This window comes from Streptomyces sp. NBC_00012 (genome assembly GCF_045040875.1).
GTDB lineage: Bacteria > Actinomycetota > Actinomycetes > Streptomycetales > Streptomycetaceae > Streptomyces.
In genome coordinates this window covers 3836848-3854063 of sequence record NZ_CP108309.1, presented here as the reverse complement: position 1 = coordinate 3854063, position 17216 = coordinate 3836848, and the positions used below count along the sequence as shown (strand labels likewise).

16 protein-coding genes are annotated in these 17216 nt (G+C 72.4%); 7 read left to right on the top strand and 9 right to left on the bottom strand.

Annotation, left to right across the window (positions count from 1 at the left end):
* The first annotated feature begins 4 nt into the window (after positions 1-4).
* The gene (locus OHA19_RS17580) at positions 5-589 is read left to right on the top strand and encodes a hypothetical protein (protein ID WP_405750698.1); all 585 of its coding nucleotides are present in this window, start codon (positions 5-7) and stop codon (positions 587-589) included.
* A gap of 37 nt (positions 590-626) precedes the next feature.
* On the opposite strand, the gene OHA19_RS17575 is transcribed toward OHA19_RS17580, so the two are convergent.
* On the bottom strand, positions 627-1736 hold the full coding sequence (locus tag OHA19_RS17575) for a citrate synthase 2 (RefSeq protein ID WP_405715504.1): 1110 nt from the start codon (positions 1734-1736) through the stop codon (positions 627-629).
* 220 nt (positions 1737-1956) lie between these two features.
* Here OHA19_RS17575 and pdxH point away from each other — a divergent pair, with 220 nt between their 5' ends.
* Together pdxH and OHA19_RS17565 are read left to right on the top strand one after the other, a co-directional pair.
* Positions 1957-2589 (top strand): pyridoxamine 5'-phosphate oxidase, encoded by a 633-nt coding sequence (gene pdxH / locus OHA19_RS17570; protein WP_405721743.1) that lies wholly within the window; start codon positions 1957-1959, stop codon positions 2587-2589.
* A 353-nt stretch (positions 2590-2942) separates the two neighbouring features.
* Positions 2943-4298, top strand: coding sequence for a PAS domain-containing protein (locus tag OHA19_RS17565; RefSeq protein ID WP_405715506.1), 1356 nt, complete (start codon positions 2943-2945; stop codon positions 4296-4298).
* 155 nt (positions 4299-4453) lie between these two features.
* Here OHA19_RS17565 and OHA19_RS17560 read toward each other — a convergent pair whose 3' ends face one another.
* From OHA19_RS17560 to OHA19_RS17545, 4 genes are read right to left on the bottom strand one after another with little or no spacing between them, the layout of a single operon-like run.
* Complete coding sequence (locus OHA19_RS17560; RefSeq protein ID WP_405715508.1) at positions 4454-5689, bottom strand: ABC transporter permease; 1236 nt, start codon at positions 5687-5689, stop codon at positions 4454-4456.
* Positions 5686-6489, bottom strand: coding sequence for an ABC transporter ATP-binding protein (locus OHA19_RS17555; RefSeq protein ID WP_405715510.1), 804 nt, complete (start codon positions 6487-6489; stop codon positions 5686-5688). Before OHA19_RS17555 ends, OHA19_RS17560 begins: the two co-directional genes overlap by 4 nt.
* Positions 6486-7526: a peptidoglycan-binding protein gene (locus tag OHA19_RS17550; RefSeq protein WP_405750695.1), complete on the bottom strand. Its 1041-nt coding sequence runs from the start codon at positions 7524-7526 to the stop codon at positions 6486-6488. Before OHA19_RS17550 ends, OHA19_RS17555 begins: the two co-directional genes overlap by 4 nt.
* Positions 7527-7540: 14 nt before the next feature.
* Positions 7541-8071, bottom strand: coding sequence for a hypothetical protein (locus tag OHA19_RS17545; protein ID WP_405715513.1), 531 nt, complete (start codon positions 8069-8071; stop codon positions 7541-7543).
* Positions 8072-8198: 127 nt separating this feature from the next.
* Here OHA19_RS17545 and OHA19_RS17540 point away from each other — a divergent pair, with 127 nt between their 5' ends.
* Both OHA19_RS17540 and OHA19_RS17535 read left to right on the top strand, forming a co-directional pair.
* Positions 8199-8987 carry a response regulator transcription factor gene (locus OHA19_RS17540; protein WP_405715515.1) on the top strand — a complete coding sequence of 263 codons (789 nt, stop codon included), beginning with the start codon at positions 8199-8201 and terminating at the stop codon, positions 8985-8987.
* Entirely contained in the window at positions 8984-10168 is a 1185-nt protein-coding gene (locus tag OHA19_RS17535; RefSeq protein WP_405715517.1) for a sensor histidine kinase, read from the top strand. The genes OHA19_RS17540 and OHA19_RS17535 overlap by 4 nt, the downstream gene beginning before the upstream one ends.
* Positions 10169-10193: 25 nt before the next feature.
* On the opposite strand, the gene OHA19_RS17530 is transcribed toward OHA19_RS17535, so the two are convergent.
* Positions 10194-10949 carry an SIS domain-containing protein gene (locus OHA19_RS17530; RefSeq protein ID WP_405715519.1) on the bottom strand — a complete coding sequence of 252 codons (756 nt, stop codon included), beginning with the start codon at positions 10947-10949 and terminating at the stop codon, positions 10194-10196.
* Between the two features lie 216 nt (positions 10950-11165).
* Between OHA19_RS17530 and OHA19_RS17525 the strand changes: the two genes are divergently transcribed.
* Together OHA19_RS17525 and OHA19_RS17520 are read left to right on the top strand one after the other, a co-directional pair.
* Positions 11166-11858 (top strand): metal-dependent transcriptional regulator, encoded by a 693-nt coding sequence (locus tag OHA19_RS17525; protein WP_405715521.1) that lies wholly within the window; start codon positions 11166-11168, stop codon positions 11856-11858.
* Between the two features lie 773 nt (positions 11859-12631).
* Positions 12632-13525 carry an alpha/beta fold hydrolase gene (locus tag OHA19_RS17520; protein ID WP_405721746.1) on the top strand — a complete coding sequence of 298 codons (894 nt, stop codon included), beginning with the start codon at positions 12632-12634 and terminating at the stop codon, positions 13523-13525.
* A 143-nt stretch (positions 13526-13668) separates the two neighbouring features.
* Here OHA19_RS17520 and OHA19_RS17515 read toward each other — a convergent pair whose 3' ends face one another.
* The 3 genes from OHA19_RS17515 to OHA19_RS17505 are packed head-to-tail and all read right to left on the bottom strand — an operon-like array spanning position 13669 to position 16870.
* On the bottom strand, positions 13669-15312 hold the full coding sequence (locus tag OHA19_RS17515; protein WP_405715523.1) for a transporter: 1644 nt from the start codon (positions 15310-15312) through the stop codon (positions 13669-13671).
* On the bottom strand, positions 15309-16157 hold the full coding sequence (locus tag OHA19_RS17510; protein ID WP_405715525.1) for an ABC transporter ATP-binding protein: 849 nt from the start codon (positions 16155-16157) through the stop codon (positions 15309-15311). Before OHA19_RS17510 ends, OHA19_RS17515 begins: the two co-directional genes overlap by 4 nt.
* Before the next feature lie 59 nt (positions 16158-16216).
* Positions 16217-16870, bottom strand: coding sequence for a bifunctional DNA primase/polymerase (locus OHA19_RS17505; protein WP_405715527.1), 654 nt, complete (start codon positions 16868-16870; stop codon positions 16217-16219).
* Positions 16871-17216 lie beyond the last annotated feature (346 nt).

Below are 17216 nucleotides of genomic sequence, written 5' to 3'. Positions count from 1 at the left end.
ACCTGTGGGCGACCACTTCCAGACGATCGTCGACCTCGACGCCACCGAGCGGGACGCCGAACGGCTCGGCGCAGGGATCCTGGATTGGCTGATCGCCGACGGGATCGTCGCGGCCGAGCGCACCGACTGCGTCCTCGACGGGGACGGCCACGGCAACCCGCCCGGACCGTACTACGCCAGGGCCGTCCACGACCCGGAACCGGTCGACCTCTGGAGCAACGGCCTCTACATCACGACCGGAAGGACCGTCTTCGACAGCGGCCAGGGCGAGCCCCAAGCCGCCACCCGCCCGCTCTGCGCCACCGGTATCCGCCTGGTCGACGACACCTGGTCCCCGGTCGACGACGCCTGGGAACCCTTCGCGGGCCGGTTCGCGGACTGGGAGAAGGGCGGCGAAGGAACCGTGGAATGCCCCTCCTGCCACCGGCCCTCCGGCATCGACCGATGGAGCTGGGAGGACGACTGCTTCGCCTGCGGGCAGCTCGGCCTCACCTTCTGGAACTGGGCGGAGCTCACCCATGACTTCGAGCAGGAGGTGCGGCGCCGCCTCGGCGGACACCGCACCGTCACCCTCCGCGGCAAGCTCTAGAAAGCCGTCCGTAAAGCCGTCCGCCCGGAACCGGCGCTCAGTTCCCCAGATCCGCGAGCTGGTCGTAGCCCTCGATCTCCCGCGGGTCACGCGATCCCGGACCCACGTAACGCGCCGAAGGACGCACCAGCCGGCCCGTCCGCTTCTGCTCCAGGATGTGCGCCGACCAGCCCGCCGTACGGGCGCAGGTGAACATCGACGTGAACATGTGCGCCGGGACCTCCGCGAAGTCCAGCATGATCGCCGCCCAGAACTCCACGTTCGTCGCCAGCACCCGGTCCGGGCGCCGCGCGTGCAGCTCCTCCAGCGCGGCCTTCTCCAGCGCCTGCGCCACCTCGAAGCGCGGCGCGCCCAACTCCTCGGCGGTGCGCCGCAGTACCCGCGCCCGTGGGTCCTCCGCCCGGTAGACCCGGTGCCCGAAGCCCATCAGCCGCTCGCCCTTGTCCAGGGCCTTCTTCACGTACGCGGTGGCATCGCCGGTCCGCTCGATCTCCTCGATCATGCCGAGCACCCGGGACGGCGCACCACCGTGCAGCGGCCCGGACATGGCGCCCACCGCGCCCGACAGCGCCGCCGCCACATCGGCGCCGGTCGACGCGATGACGCGGGCGGTGAACGTCGAGGCGTTCATGCCGTGCTCGGCGGCCGACGTCCAGTACGCGTCGACGGCCTTCACATGCTTGGGGTCCGGCTCGCCGCGCCAGCGGATCATGAACCGCTCGACCACCGACTGCGCCTTGTCGATCTCGCTCTGCGGGACCATCGGCAGCCCCTGCCCGCGCGCCGACTGGGCGACGTACGACAGCGCCATCACGGCGGCCCGCGCCAGATCGTTGCGCGCCGTCTCCTCGTCGATGTCGAGCAGCGGCTTCAGACCCCACACCGGCGCGAGCATCGCCAGCGCGGACTGCACATCGACCCGGATGTCCCCGGAGTGCACCGGGATCGGGAACGGCTCGGCCGGCGGCAGTCCGGGGTTGAACGCCCCGTCGACCAGCAGACCCCAGACGTTGCCGAACGACACATGGCCGACGAGATCCTCGATGTCGACACCCCGGTAACGGAGCGCACCGCCTTCCTTGTCCGGTTCGGCGATCTCCGTCTCGAACGCGACGACTCCCTCTAGTCCCGGTACGAAGTCGGACATGGCGGCTCCCTCGTTCGACGGCTCTGCGGAGGCCAACAGTGGCCTGCCTCAGATACTGGCGGGTCACCCGGGACGCGGGGAAGCGTGACATCCGGCACAGCACCCCGAATCCGCCCCGCCCTGGGCCACCCTCCTTGCCGGGCCCGGCAAGCCGCTGCGGCAGGATGACTCCGTGCCCAACGCAGATTCCCCCTCCGATTCCACCACCGATCCGGCCGCGATGCGCGAGCAGTACCGCTCCGAGGGCTTCACCGAGGACACGCTGGCCGCCGACCCGATGCAGCAGTTCGCCCACTGGTTCCGGCAGGTCGCCGTCGGCGGGCTGCTCCACGAGCCCAACGCCATGGTGGTCTCCACCGCCACCCCCGAGGGCCGGCCGTCCTCGCGCACCGTGCTGCTGAAGAAGTACGACGCGCGCGGCTTCGTCTTCTTCACCAACTACGAATCCCGCAAGGGCCGCGAACTGACCGCCAACCCGTACGTCTCGCTGCTCTTCCCCTGGCACCCGATGGCCCGCCAGGTCATCGTCACCGGCAGGGCGGACCGGATCGGCCGCGACGAGACGGTCGCCTACTTCCGTACCCGCCCGCACGGCTCCCAGCTCGGTGCCTGGTCGAGCCCCCAGTCGACGGTGATCGGCTCCCGCGACGAGCTGCTCGCCCGCTACGAGGAACTGGCGGCCCGCTACCCCGAGGGCGAACACGTTCCCGCGCCCCCGCACTGGGGCGGCTACCGCGTCGTCCCCGACACGATCGAGTTCTGGCAGGGCCACGAGAACCGGCTGCACGACCGGCTGAAGTATGTGCGCGAGGAAGGCAGCGAGGACTGGCGCGTGGAGCGCCTCTGCCCCTAGGGCCTTCCGGACGTGCAGAGACCCGCAGGCTCTGGTCCCTCCTTGCGGAGGAGCCGGCCGGACTTACCGGCGAGCCTGCGGGTCGGTGACTGCTTGGGATTGGCCGACGACCGGCCTGCACTGCAAAGAGCGCGACAACGGGCGTCAGCCCGCAGCCACCTCACGAGTCCGAGAAGAAATCACTTCTGGAACACCTCCTTTCGCGTGTAGCAGCAGCCTAGGAACGCCTCTGGCACCGCACAAGCGAATTAATACGCCGGTCGATTTCCGGGAAGTCGGTGTGGGCTGGGTCACCTTGGAGTTCAATGGTCTGACGTGCGGAAATGCCGGATGCGTCCTGCGGGGGGTACGGGGTGAGTGCGTCCACAAGCAGTGGAACGACCGAGGCGCTCGGGCCCGACGAGGGGCCGAAGGGCGAACCCGGTGCCGTACTGCTCGCCGCGTTGCTCGACGGGATGGACGCCGCGCTCTGCGCGTTCGACGCGGACGGCACGATCACCCACTGGAACCGTGAGGCCGAGCGGATTCTCGGCTGGTCTGCCGGGGAGGCCGTGGGCCGGTCCGGGTTCGCCGGGTGGGCGGTGCGGCGGGCGGATGCGTTGGCGGTGCAGGGGCGGCTGATGGCGGCCATGGGTGCGCCGGGGCGTCAGGTGCATGAGTTCGCGCTGCTGCGCAAGGACGGCGGGCGGGTGCTCGTACGGACCCAGTCGGCCGGGGTCCGGGACGCGGACGGCAGACCGGCCGGGGTGTACTGCGCGTTCAGCGAGGTGCATGCGCAGATCGATCTGGAGCGGTCGATCGCACTGAGCGAGGCGCTGTTCGAGGACGCGTCCTGGGGCGTGGTGCTGGTCGACGCGGATCTGCGGCCGACGGTCGTCAACGCGCACGCGGCACGGGCGCTGGGCGGTGGCCGTACGACGTTGCTGGGGCGACCGCTGGGTGAGCTGATCGGGCAGGGCGTCGAGGATCTGGAGGGCGCGTTGCAGCATGTGCTCGCCGAGGGCGCACCACCGGCGCCCGCCGAGCTGTGGGTGACGCTGCGGACGGCGCAGGGGGAACGGCGGCGGTGCTGGCGCAGCGGTTTTCTGCAGCTGGCCTCGCCGCTCGCCGAGGAGCCGGTTCCGCTGGGGGTGGGCTGGCTGTTCCAGGACGTGACGGCGGAGAAGCTGGCGGCGCAGGAGGCGGACCGGGTGCGGTTCCGGTCGAACCAGCTGCACCGGGCCTCGCGGTCGGCGTCCGAGTGCGAGGACCCGATGGAGGCGGCGACGTCCTGTCTGGACTACGCGCTCGCGGGCTTTGCGGACCATGCGCTGGTCGATCTGGCGGCGGGGGAGCGGCTGGTGCGGGTGGCGGCGACCCCGTCCGGTGAGCCGGGGCCGTGTCTGCCGGTGGCCGGCGGTTCCATTCCGTTGCGGTACGCGGCGGGGCACCCGGCGCTTCAGGCGGTGGACCGTACGGGTTCGGTACGGGCCAGCGCGGGGGCCGGGCCCGGGGCCGGGGTGTGGGCGGCCGAGCGGCAGTGGCCGGGCGATTCCGCGCACGCGCTGTGTTCCGTGCTGCGGAGCAGGGGGCGCACGCTGGGCGTGGTGACCTTCCTGCGCTCGGCCCACCGCACCGCCTTCGAGCGCCCGGACGCGGCGTACGCGGAGACGGTGGCGGCCCGGGTCGCGGCGGCGGTCGACCTGGCGCAGGTGACGAAGGGGCCGTAGGCGACGCGGTCCGGCCAGGGGTGTGCCGGGCCCCGTCGCGGAGCCCGGCACTGCCCCCGGCCGGAGCCCTGGCACCGACCCGGCACCCACCCCGGCCGGAGCCCGGCACCGACCCCCGTCGGAGCCCTGGCACCGACCCCCGCCGGGGCCCGGCCTCACGCCGCGTGCAGCGCCAGCGTCGGTGAGAGGCGGGATGCCCGCACCGCCGGGTAGAGGCCCGCGATCGTGCCGATCACCAGCGTCGCGCCGAAGCCACCGCCGACCGCCCACGGCGGCACCACCCAGGGCAGCCCGCCGGCGTACGCGTACACCCCGGTCGCCGCCGCACCGAGCGCCACGCCCGCCAGGCCGCCCAGGCCGGAGAGCATCAGCGACTCCGTGACGAACTGGATGCGGATCTGGCCCCGGGTCGCGCCGAGCGAGCGGCGCAGCCCGATCTCGTACCGCCGCTCCAGCACCGAGATGATCATGGTGTTGGCGACCCCGACGCCGCCGACGAGCAGCGCGATGCCGCCCAGGCCCAGCAGCAGGCTGCTGAACGCCCCCTCGGTCGCCGCCTTCGCCCGGAGCGCCGACGACGGGTCGGTGACCTTCACGTTCTGCGGGTTCTGCGGGTCGACCGTCGCCGCCATCACCTTGCGTACGTCCTGCACCGCCGCGTCGGCCGAGCGCTCGTACACCGATGTCGGGTGGCCCTCGAAGCCCAGCAGGCGCTTCGCACCCTCCCAGCCGACCAGGGCGGAGCGTTCGATCTCCGGCGCGAGCGGCAGCGGGGCGAGGATGCCGACCACGGTGAAGTACCGGTCGCCCAGCCACACCTGCCGGCCCGGAGCGGTGATGCCGAGACGCTCCGCGGAGACATGGCCGAGCACGACGGAGGGGTAGCGTCCGGTCGCGCTGTTGAGCCAGCTGCCGCTGCGGACCTCGCCGCGCAGCACTCGCAGCAGGTCGCCCGTGGTCGCCTTGACGGTGATCCCGCCCGTATCGTCCTTGTCGATCTTCTCGTTGCGGCGTGCTGTCGCGTCGAGGTCGGCGGTCGCGCCCACCTCCTGGACGCCCTTGATGCGGCCCACCATCCCGACCGCGTCCTCGGGCAGCTCGACGTCCTGCCCGGCGAACATCGAATCGCCGGGGGAGGCCACGAGCAGGTTGGTGCCCAGCTTGTCGAGCTCCCGGAGCAGTTGGGCCTGGCTGGAGGCGGAGATGCCCACCACCGAGATCATCGTCGCGATGCCGATGGCGATGCCCAGGGCGGAGAGCACGACCCGCATCGGCCGGCTGCGCAGCCCCGCCGAGCCGACGTGCAGCACGTCCCGGGGGCGGAGCCGGGCCGCTCTCAGCCGCCCCCGGCCCCGGCCGTCGGCCTCGCGGTCCGCGCGCCGCGCCCTCACTGGTCCGCCCCCGTCGCGGCGGGGGAGAGGTCGTTCCCGGATCCATCGCGCACATCCGTGGATGGACCGCGCATTCCCGTGGACGGATCGGGTGCGTCCGCGGACGGACCGCGTGCGTCCGGCGACGGATTGCGTACGTCCGCGACCACCTGGCCGTCTCGGATGCGCACCTCGCGCGGCAGGTCCCGGGCGATCTCGGTGTCGTGCGTGATGACCGCGATGGTGGCGCCCTCCCGGTTGAGGTCGCGCAGCAGCTCCATCACCGCTTCCCCGGACGCCGAGTCGAGCGCCCCGGTCGGTTCGTCGGCCAGCAGCAGCGCGGGTTCCCCCACGACGGCCCGCGCGATGGCGACCCGCTGTTTCTGTCCGCCGGAGAGCTGGTGCGGCTTGTGGTCGAGACGGTCGGCGAGCCCGACCCGCTCCAGCGCGTCGGCGGCCCTGCGGCGGCGTACGGCTCGGGACAGGCCCGAGTACAGCAGGCCCTCCGCGACGTTGTCGCGGGCGCTGACGCCCGGCACCAGGTGGAACGCCTGGAAGACGAAGCCGACGTGCTGGGCACGCAGTGCGGAGAGCCTGCGGTCGGAGAGCGCCGCCACGTCGTGCCCGGCGATGTGGACGGATCCGGCAGTGGGGCGGTCCAGGGTGCCGATGATGTGCAGCAGCGTGGACTTGCCGGAGCCGGACGGGCCGACGATGCCGAGGAGTTCGCCCTCCTCGACGGTGAGGTCCACCCCGCGCAGGGCGGCGACCGGGCCCGGGTACTCCTTGGTGACGCCCCTGAGGCCGACGACCGTGCTCATATCTTCGGCACCCCGACCTTCATGCCTTCGCGCAGCCCGCCGCCGGACACCTCGACCCGGCCCTCGGCGAACATGCCGAGCTCGACCTTCACGTCGCGGACCGTGCCGCCCCGGACGACCTGGAGGCCGAAGCCGCCGCCGGGCAGCGCGAGCAGCGCGTTCACCGGGACGCTGAGGACGTCCTTGCGCAGCTCGCCGGCCAGGTTCACCGTGACCGGCGCCTGGTCGAAGCCGCCGACCTTGTCCGGCTTGTCGAAGGAGACGGTCAGGGTGACCTTGGGGCTGTTGTCCTGCGGGTCCTTGCCGGGCTTCGCCGTCCGGCCGACCGAGGAGACCGACCCGGCCGCGCTGCTGCCGTCCGGCAGATCGACGGTGACCTCGGTGCCCGCCTTGGCGAGCTCGCTCTCGGCGACGTCGAGCTCGAATGTCACGATGCGCTCGGAGCCGGTCGTGGTGAGGACCGGAGCGCCGGGCTGGGCCAGTTCGCCGACGGCCGCCTCGACGCTCCTGATCCGGACCTCCGCCGGGGAGAAGGCGATGTCCTGCGGCCCCACCGTTCCGGTCCGCTTGCTGTCGTGGGACTTCTGCCAGCGCTTGACGGCGGCCGCGGTCAGCTCGGTGTACTCGTCGTCCGGGGTGAAGCCGGTGTAGCCGAGCTCCGCGAGGTTGCGCTCCAGCTGCTCCACGTCCCGGCCCCGGTCGCCGGGCTTCAACGTCCGGTACATCGGCCCCGAGCCGTACATCAGCCACACCGCCCGGCCGTCGACCTCGTACAGCCGCTCGTTCCGCTTGACGGTCGAGCCGGTGCGCGGGGTCCAGGTCATGGTGCCTGCCGCGCCCGCGTTGACCTTGCGCTGCTTGTCGTATCCGAGCGTCCCGTCCGCCTGGGCGCTGTCGCGCAGGTCGCCGCGCTCGATCGCGGCGGTGGCCGGGGGCAGCCCGGTGTTCTCCGGGCCGCCCGTCTCCCCGGCGGAGCCGAACCGGGTGAGAGCCAGTGACCCGGCCGCCACGGCGAGCACCGCCGCAGCGGCCGCCATGGCCCGTCCGCGCCTCACCGCCCGACGCTTTCGCACGCCGCGTTGGCCTTCTCGAACTTCTTCATGTCCTTCGGCTTCATCGCGGGCGCCGCCTGCATTGCCCCGCCGTCGAACTTCGGGTCGGGCATGTCGAAGCCGTTCTTGCGCATGCACCGGGCGAAGGCGACCGCCTTGTCCTTCTCGGCCTGGGTGAGCTCCTTGCGCCCGCCGCCGACCGCCTTGTCCTGGCAGGCCTTGAACGCCTTCTCCATCTCCTCCTTGCTCTTGCTGCCGCCGCTGATGGTTATTCCGCGGCCGTTCTCACCCGGCTTCGGCTCCGCGACGTCCAGACCCTGCTTCCGCAGGCACTTGCGGTGCTCCAGGGCCTGGTCCTCGTCCGTCTTCTTGGTGTCCGAAGCAGATCCGCCGCTCTTGGTTCCGCTTCCGCCGCCGTCGCCCGAGCAGGCGGTGGCCGACAGGACGACGGCGGCGGCGATCAGGCAGGCGGCGGCGACGCCGCGACTTTGTGTGCGGGAGGTGGTCCGGCGGGAAATGGTCGGGTTCATGAGGGCTCCTCGTCCGTTGCTGACAGGCCGGGTGCGTACGGCCCGAGCGTGTGCGAGGAGGCGGTTTCGTTTCTCTCAGCCCGGATGCTTACACCGACGAAACATCGCTTTCGGCTAAACAGAACCCATGCGTGTGCTGGTGGTGGAGGACGAGGAATTCCTGGCCGGAATGATTGCCGAGGGGCTGCGCCGCGACGCCGTCGCGGTGGACATCGCCCCCGACGGCCTGGCGGCGCTGGACCGGCTTCGGTTCGGCGCGTACGACGTGATGATCCTCGACCGCGATCTGCCGGGGCTGCACGGCGACGAGGTGTGCCGGCGGGTCGTCGGCATGCGCCTGCTGACCCGGATCCTGATGCTCACCGCGTCCGGCACGGTACGGGACCGGGTGGCCGGCCTCGGGCTCGGCGCCGACGACTACCTGACCAAGCCGTTCGCGTACGACGAACTCCTCGCCCGGGTCCTGGCGCTCGGCCGCCGCGCCCGCCCCGCTCTCCCGCCGGTCCTGGAACGGGCCGGGCTGACGCTCGACACCGCCCGCCGCCAGGTCTGCCGCGACGGCCGCTACCTCTCGCTCTCCCGCAAGGAGTTCGCCGTGCTGGAGACCCTGCTGCGGGCCGAGGGCGCGGTCGTCAGCGGCGACGACCTGATCGAGGAGGTGTGGGAGGTGGACACCAGCTACCGCACCAACGCGGTCCGGGTCACGCTGTCCAAGCTCCGCGCCAAACTGGGCGCGCCCCCGGTGGTCGAGACGGTCCCGGGGGCCGGCTACCGCATCGGGGACGGCCTCGCGGACCGGCCGGGGGACCGCGGCCCCGCGAGCGGACCGGTGGGCGGCGACGCGACCGGACCGGTCGACGGGCCGGTGGACCAGCCGGACGACGGCTCCGCGAACCGGCCGGGGGAGAGCCGGTGAGCAGCGAGCGCGCCCGGCTCACCGCGCTGTACGGCGGACTGCTGGTGCTGGCCGGCGCCCTGCTTGTGGGGCTGGTCTACCTGCTGGTCAGCGAGGGCCTCTACGCCAGTGTGCTGACCGCGGTGGCCCCGGCGGTCCCCGCCGGGGCCACCGCCCCCGCCGTCCGGTCGGGCATGGCCACCGCGCCTGCGCTGTCGTCGTCGGACTGGGCGCAGACCGTGGTCATGCAACCCGGGCAGTACGCGGTGGCGCAGCGGGTCAGCACCGCCGCCGGGGACGCCGCGCTCAGCCAGCTGCTGACGGTCTCCGGGGTCTCCCTCGCCGTCTACTCGGCGCTCTCCGTCGCGCTCGCCTGGTGGATGGCGGGGCGGGTGCTGCGGCCGGTCGGCGTCATCACCGCTCGCGCTCGCCGGCTCTCCGGCAGCAACCTGCACGAACGCCTCGCGCTGAAGGCCCCGCCCGGCGAGCTCAAGGAACTGGCCGACACCTTCGACGGGATGCTCGACCGGATCGAGGAGCTGGTCGCCGCCCGGCAGCGGTTCGCCGCCAACGCCGCCCACGAGCTGCGCACCCCGCTCGCCGTGCAGCGGGCCGCAGCCGAGATCGGCCTCGCCGACGACCCGTCGCCCGAGAAGGTCGCCTGGATCCGGGACAAGCTCATCGACACCGCCGCCGACAGCGAGCAGCTCATCGAGGGGCTGCTGCTCCTCGCGGTCTCCGACGAGGGCCTGCGGCGGCGAGAACGGGTCGAGCTGGACGCGACCGCGGCCACGGTGACCGAGGCGCTGGAGGCGGAGGCGAAGGAACGGTCCATCACCGTCGAGGCGGAGGCCCGGCCGCTGTCGGTCGAGGGCGACCCGGTCCTGCTGGACCACCTCGTGCACAACCTGGTCGCCAACGCGCTGCGCCACAACCACCCCGGCGGGACGGTACGGGTCCGGGTGGGGCCGGGCGGTCTGGAGGTCGCCAACACCGGGCCGGTGGTGGAACCGGCGACCGTGCCCCTGCTGTTCGAGCCGTTCCGCCGGGCGCAGGCCCGCCGCCACGCTCCCGGTGAGGGGGCCGGCCTGGGGCTCTCCATCGTGGCGTCGATCGCGAGGGCGCACGGCGGCGAGGTGAGTGCGACGGCGAACCCGGGCGGCGGACTGACAGTCCGGGCCGTGCTGCCGACGTGCCCGTAGCGGGGCGGCCGGCGGCCCGGCGCGATCAGTGGCGGTAGAAGATCCGGTCCCGGTACTCCGTCATGACGCGCCCGTTCCACTCGTGACCGCCGTCGACGTTTCCCGACCGCAGCATCGGCGGTTCGACCCCCCGCGCCACGAGTTGTTCCACCGCGGCGGCCATCATCGCCTGCATCACCGCACTGGTGACGACCGTCGACGCGGGTGCGAACGGCGCCTCGACCCCCTCGGCGGTCAGCTCCGCGTCGCCGATGGAGATCTTGTTGTCGAGCACGATGTCGCAGTGGTCCCGCAGGAAGCCGCCCGAGCCGTGCCGGGACCGGGTGCCGTGCGCGTACGCCACCGAAGTGACGCCGATGACCTTGAGGCCGAGCGCCCGCGCATTCATCGCCATCTCCACCGGAAGCGCGTTGCGCCCGGAGAGCGAGATGATCACGAGGACGTCGCCCGCCTTTGCGGGGCTGGAGTCGAGCACCGCGCCGGCCAGCCCGTTGACCCGCTCCAGTGCCGAGCCGAGGGGCGCCGGCATGACGTCGACGCCGACGCTCCCGGGCACGGCCAGCAGGTTCATCAGGGCGAGGCCGCCCGCCCGGTAGACGACGTCCTGCGCGGCGAGGGAGGAGTGCCCGGCGCCGAAGGCGAAGAGCCTGCCGCCCGCCGCGACGGTGTCGGCGATCGCCGCACCGGCGGCCGCGATGTTGCCGGACTCCTCGTCGCGTACCCGCTCCAGCAGGCCGATCGCTGCGTCGAAGAACTGACCGGCCAGCTTGCTGTCGCTCATCGAGGAGGCCCTTTCCGGCGGGAGGAAGTGTTCACGGGTGTCCGTGCCGCGGATCACGTTGCGGTCTGGACCAGTGACATGTCAATAGCGCCCACGCGGCTCCGCTGCACGGTGTTCGGCCGGTGCGGCACGGTTGTCGGCGGTATGCGTCAGAATTGGGTCAGGGCCAGCGCGCAGCGCTACGACGTTTTCATGTCACAGCATCGAGGGGCACGAATGTCCGGACTGATCGACACCACGGAGATGTATCTCCGCACCATCCTCGAACTCGAAGAGGAAGGCGTGGTCCCCATGCGCGCCCGGATCGCGGAACGGCTGGACCAGAGCGGTCCGACGGTCAGCCAGACGGTGGCGCGCATGGAGCGTGACGGCTTGGTGCAGGTCGCGGGCGACCGGCACCTGGAGCTGACCGACGAGGGGCGCCGCCTCGCGACGCGTGTGATGCGCAAGCACCGGCTCGCCGAGTGCCTGCTCGTCGATGTGATCGGTCTGGAGTGGGAGCAGGTCCACGCCGAGGCATGCCGCTGGGAGCATGTGATGAGCGAGGCCGTGGAGCGGCGGGTGCTGGAGCTGCTGCGCCACCCGACGGAGTCCCCGTACGGGAATCCCATCCCGGGCCTGGAGGAGCTGGGAGAGAAGGCCGAGGCCGACCCGTTCCTCGACGAGGGCATGGTGAGCCTGTCGGAGCTCGACCCCGGGGCGGACGGCAAGACGGTGGTCGTGCGCCGGATCGGTGAGCCGATCCAGACGGACGCCCAGCTGATGTACACGCTGCGGCGTGCGGGTGTGCAGCCCGGCTCCGTGGTCAGCGTGACCCAGTCGGCCGGCGGCGTGCTGGTCGGCAGCAGCGGTGAGGCGGCGGAGCTGGGCACCGAGGTCGCCTCGCACGTGTTCGTGGCCAAGCGCTGAGAGCCTTGCCGCGGAGAGCCACCGCAGGCACGGCGTCGTCGAGGCGGCGCCGGTCATCGGGGTGTGGCTGAGCGGACGCCCGACGGCCGGATTCCGGCTGTCGGGGCGCTGCTTGGCCTGATGTCGCTGCCGGGGCGCCGCCGGAGCGTCGAAGAAGGGCCGCCCGCTTGCCGGATTCCGTCCGGAATCGCAGCGCCCGGACGGATCGCGTGCCAGGCTGTGCCTGAGGCATACCTGAGAGTGTCGGCCAACTGGCCGTGCGGTCGGGGAGGGAGCAGGCGCATGCACCCGTCGTACTGGCGTGTCCGGCATGTCCGGCACGCGCACCGTGAGGTGGCCGCCGCGGTTCGGGCCGTCCGCGAATCGCGTACCGGTGCCGGTGAATCGCACACCGCCGCCCGTGAATCGTGCACCGCCGCTGCCCGGAGCCGGTGCGGCCGTTCCCCCGCGCGCGGTGCCGTCGGCGGCTTCCCGGAAGCAGAAGGCCCCGGCGCCTCGCGGCGCCGGGGCCTGTCCTCCCCCGCTTCGACCTGGAGCCCCGAGCTCTCGAGGTCGATCCCCACGGGCCCTCATCCCCGAGTGGCCCGCCTCCCGGAGAAGGTCTCCCCTCCGCCACCGCGGTCAATCCTTGGAGGTGGTCACTCGAACGAGCGGTGTTGGGTGGCGGAACCCGGTTTTCGAATATGAGTTCGATAGTCTGGCGTGACGCGACCACGTGGTGATCGAGCAGTGATCGAGCGGTGATCGAGGACCAGAAGGGGGTGCCAGGACATATGGTGCGGCGCATCGATGTGACCGGGACCGACGGCGTACGCCTCGCGGCCTGGGAGTTCGCCGACCCGCCCAAGGGGCGCGCGGAGGGCGACCGCGCCCCTGGGGTCTTATTGCTCCACGGCCTGATGGGCCGGGCCGCGCACTGGGCCTCCACCGCCCGCTGGCTCGCGGAGCGGCACCGGGCGGTCGGCCTCGACCAGCGCGGGCACGGCCGCAGCGACAAGCCGGCCGAAGGCCCGTACACCCGTGACGCGTACGTTGCCGACGTAGAGGCCGCGATCGAACAGCTCGGCCTCGCCCCCGTCACCCTCATCGGTCATTCGATGGGGGCGCTCACGGCCTGGCAGCTCGCCGCGAAGCGCCCCGATCTGGTGCGGGCCCTGGTCATCTGCGACATGCGGGCCTCCGCGCTCGGCGCGGCCACGCAGCGCGAGTGGGAGGACTGGTTCAAGTCCTGGCCGGTGCCGTTCGCGACGCTCTCCGACGTACGGAAGTGGTTCGGCGAGGACGACCCCTGGGTGGAGCGGCCCAACCCGGCCCGCGGCGAGTTCTTCGCCGAGGTGATGGCGGAGCGGGCCGATGGCTGGCGCCCCGTCTTCTCCCGCCGCCAGATGCTCAGGTCCCGCGCGACCTGGGTGTTCGACGCGCACTGGGAGGAGCTGGCGCAGGTCCGCTGCCCGACCCTGGTGCTCCGCGGGCTCGACGGCGAGCTGGGCCGTGCGGAGGCCCAGGAGATGGTCCGCGTGCTGCCGCGCGGACAGTACGCGGAAGTGGCCGACGCCGGCCATCTCGTCCACTACGACCAGCCCGAGGGCTGGCGCGCGGCGGTCGAACCCTTCCTGGAGCAGTTCGCCGAAGACCCCCAGAAGGAGTGCGAGCCCGTCTCGCCGTGACGGAGCGACGCGACGGCGAGACGTGTCGGACCGTCGCGGTCGCGGCGGACCGACGCCATGGACCGACGCCACGGACCGACCCGGCGGCCCGTCGCCACGGCCCGACGCAGTCGTACCCGAGGGCCGGGCGGCGGCGGCCGGCCTCAGCCCTTGCTGACCGCCGCCAGGATCTCCGGGAGCCGGTCCGCCGTGCGTGGCGCGGCCACCCGCAGCCCCGCCCAGGAGACCAGCGCCCCGTACACGGCACCCACGGGCAGCAGCAGCCACAGCCACTGCTCGTGGTCCGCGACGTGCAACCAGATCGTCACCGCGATCAGCGGCGCGCAGAGCAGCCCCGCCGAGACCATGCCGCCGAAGATCGAGATCCAGGCGAGCCCGGCCTGCCCCGGCGCCACGTTCTTGAACGCCCCGTCCTGCGGGATCGAGTACGGGAAGTTCGCCGACGCCACCGCGCCCGTCGCCAGCATCCCGCCCAGCAGGGCGAACGAGAGCCCCATGACCTCCGGCAGCGCGGCCCAGTCGCCGAGCACCGCGGCGGTCACCACCGTCACCATGATCGTGTAGGGCAGCGTGATCAGCAGCAACGCCAGCGCCCGCGCCCGCAGTTCCAGGTAGGCGTCCCGGGTGGAGGAGATCGTCAGCGCCACCATCCAGAACGCCGAGGTGTCCTGCCCGAACTGGTTGTACATCTGGATGCCGAGCATCCAGGCGGCGAAGCAGGCGAAGTAGATCGACCCGGTGCCCTGGAGCGCGTTGAGGATCGGCACGATCAGCCCGATCGCCAGCGCCGTGGTCCAGGCGGCCTTGGTCTTCGGATCGCGTGCGATGTACCGCAGGCTGCGCTCCATCACCGTCCCGGTGCGCCCCTGGGGCAGCAGCGCGGCGAGCCCGGAGCCACCCTTGCCGGCCTTCTCGCGGCCCGGCCCGGCGGCGGCCAGGGTCGAACCGTCCGGGGCCGTCATCAGCTTCACCAGACTCCGCTGCCACAGCCACAGCAGCGCGCCCAGCGCCGCGACGGAGAGCAGCAGCTGTACGGACGCCTGCCCGTACGAGCCCCGCGACGCCGAGTCCACCGCCCCGATCGCCGAGGCGGGCGGCAGCCAGCGCACCACGTCCGCGGCCGGGTCGAGCGCGGACAGTCCGCCCGCCCGGCCGAGCCGCTGCGCGCCGAAGTTGACGACCTGGAAGCCCACCGCGATCACCAGCCCGCTGAGCACCGCGAGATCGCGGCCCTTGCGGGACGTCAGCAGCCGGGTGTTGGCCGTGGCCACGGCCCGCGCCAGCGCCACGCACACCAGCAGCGTGAGCGGCGCGGCCACCACGGCGAACACCGCGCCGCCCGCCCCTCGCGCCACCGCGAACACCGACCCGGCCGCCAGGCAGAGCGTGAACAGCGGGCCGATCCCGACCAGCGAGGACGCCAGCAGCGCCGAGATCAGCGGGCGCGGCCGCAGCGGCAGCATCACCAGCCGGCTCGGGTCGAGGGTCTCGTCACCGCTGGGGAAGAACAGCGGCATCACGGCCCAGCCGATCGCCAGCACCCCGGCCAGCAGCACGACCAGGGAGTCCGTGTGGGCGTGCCCGCGCAGCGCGATCAGCCCGATCAGCTGGCCCGCGGCGAACAGCAGGGTGACGACGACGGAAGCGATGTACGCGGCCCGCCGGCCGGCCGACTGCCGCAGCCCGTTGCGCAGCAGGGTCAGCTTCAGCCGTACGAGGACGGGGACGAGGTTCTCGCCCGTGGCCCGGCCGGGGGCGGTCCCCACGGGGGCGTCGAGCACGCTCATCGCTTGCCGCCCAGCCAGTCGAGGGAGCCGTCGGTGGCGCGGGAGCCGGCGCCGACGAGTTCGAGGAAGGCGTTCTGCAGCGAGGGCGCGTCGCCGCGCACCTGGGCCAGGGTGCCCTGGGCCCGGATCCTGCCCGCCGCCATGACAGCCACCCAGTCGCAGAGCGACTCGACGAGCTCCATCACATGGCTGGAGAAGACGACGGTCGCCCCCGAGCGGGTGTACCGCTCCAGGACCTCGCGGATGGTCTGTGCCGAAACCGGGTCGACGCCCTCGAACGGCTCGTCCAGGAACAGTACTTCGGGGTTGTGCAGCAGCGCGGCCGCGAGCCCGATCTTCTTCCGCATGCCGGTCGAGTAGTCGACGACCAGCTTGTGCTGGGAGCCCGCCAGATCGAGTACGTCGAGGAGCTGGGTGGCCCGCTTGTCGACCTCGGCGCCCGGCAGCCCGCGCAATCTGCCTGTGTACGCGAGGAGTTCGCGACCCGAGAGCCGCTCGAAGAGCCGCAGCCCCTCCGGGAGCACGCCGATCCTGGACTTCACCTCGACCGGGTCGCGCCACACGTCGTGGCCGGCGACCTCGACCTTGCCCTGGTCGGGGCGGAGCAGTCCGGTGACCATCGACAACGTGGTGGTCTTGCCGGCGCCGTTGGGCCCGACCAGTCCGATGAACCTGCCCGCGGGCAGCTCCAGATCGATCCCGGCCACTGCGGTCTGTTCCCCGAACCGCTTCCACAGCCCCTGTACGCGAACGGCGGGCGTCGCCTCAACGGCTTCGCCCGCCTCGTCCGCTCCGCCCGCCTCGTCCGCCCGTACCGCTCTGTCGGTCTCTGCGCGGTCACGCATGATGCCTCTGCCTTTCGATGGCCCCGTGTTCCGGGACCAGCCTACGAAAGGGTGTTCCGTCAGAGGCGGGTCCGGGCGTCGGCGGCTTCCCTGGCACAGGCGTAGGCGAGCGGGCTGATGAGTTCCTCCGCGTCCGGCAGCCAGCGGTTGGCGGGGGTGGGCCGGCGGGCCCACTGCACCGCTCCACGACCGCCGACCCGGGTCGGCGGACCCGTGACGTGGTGGCCCTCGCCGCGGACGACCAGATCGATGGCGGCGGCCCGCCAGCCCAACTTTCGTACCAGCTCGACCGACTTGGCCGCCGCGCCCGGCAGCACGAAGAAGAACATCCGCCGGTCGGGACCGCAGGTGACGGGACCCAGCGGCAGACCCATCCGCTCCATCCGGGCCAGCGCCAGGAAGCCGGCGGACTCCGGTACGTCGATCGCGTCGAAGCTGCGGCCGGTGGGCAGCAGGATCGACGCCTTCGGGTGCCTGGACCACATCCGGCGGGCCGCGGCCCCGCTCCCGGTCGCCTGGCCCGCCCAGTCGGGGCCGGCGGGGTGGGCGCCGGGGGCGGCACAGCCGGTGTCGCCGCAGGAGCACCGCTCGCTCCCCTCCGCCGCCTCCAGCCAGGTGCCCGGGCACACGTCCCAGTGCCGCTCCTCCGCGTACCGCACCGCCGCGTCGAGCAGATGCTCGCCCCGCTGCTGGGGGACCTTCACGGCTTCCATGACTCCGACGGACTCTTCGACTGCGATGGGCTCTTCCACGCACAGCACAACTACGGCCAACACCCGGGGTTACGGGCGTGACGGGTGCGGCCACGGCGTATCGATCCGGCACACGGGGCGCATGGATGCATGGGCGGGGGCGCGCGTGAGGCGGTGCCGGGCAGGGCGGGTAGCCACATACGGGCAACCGCCGGACAGCCGTTGTGCGGGTCCGGAACGGTCGGCCTCTGTCATATGCCGACAGGAATGACAAGGAACACGACGCACGTGACGAACACGATGAATCTGTGCATTTTCCGCGTATTCGCCGGGCAGTGATCGGCTCAATGACCACTGCGGCCTCAGG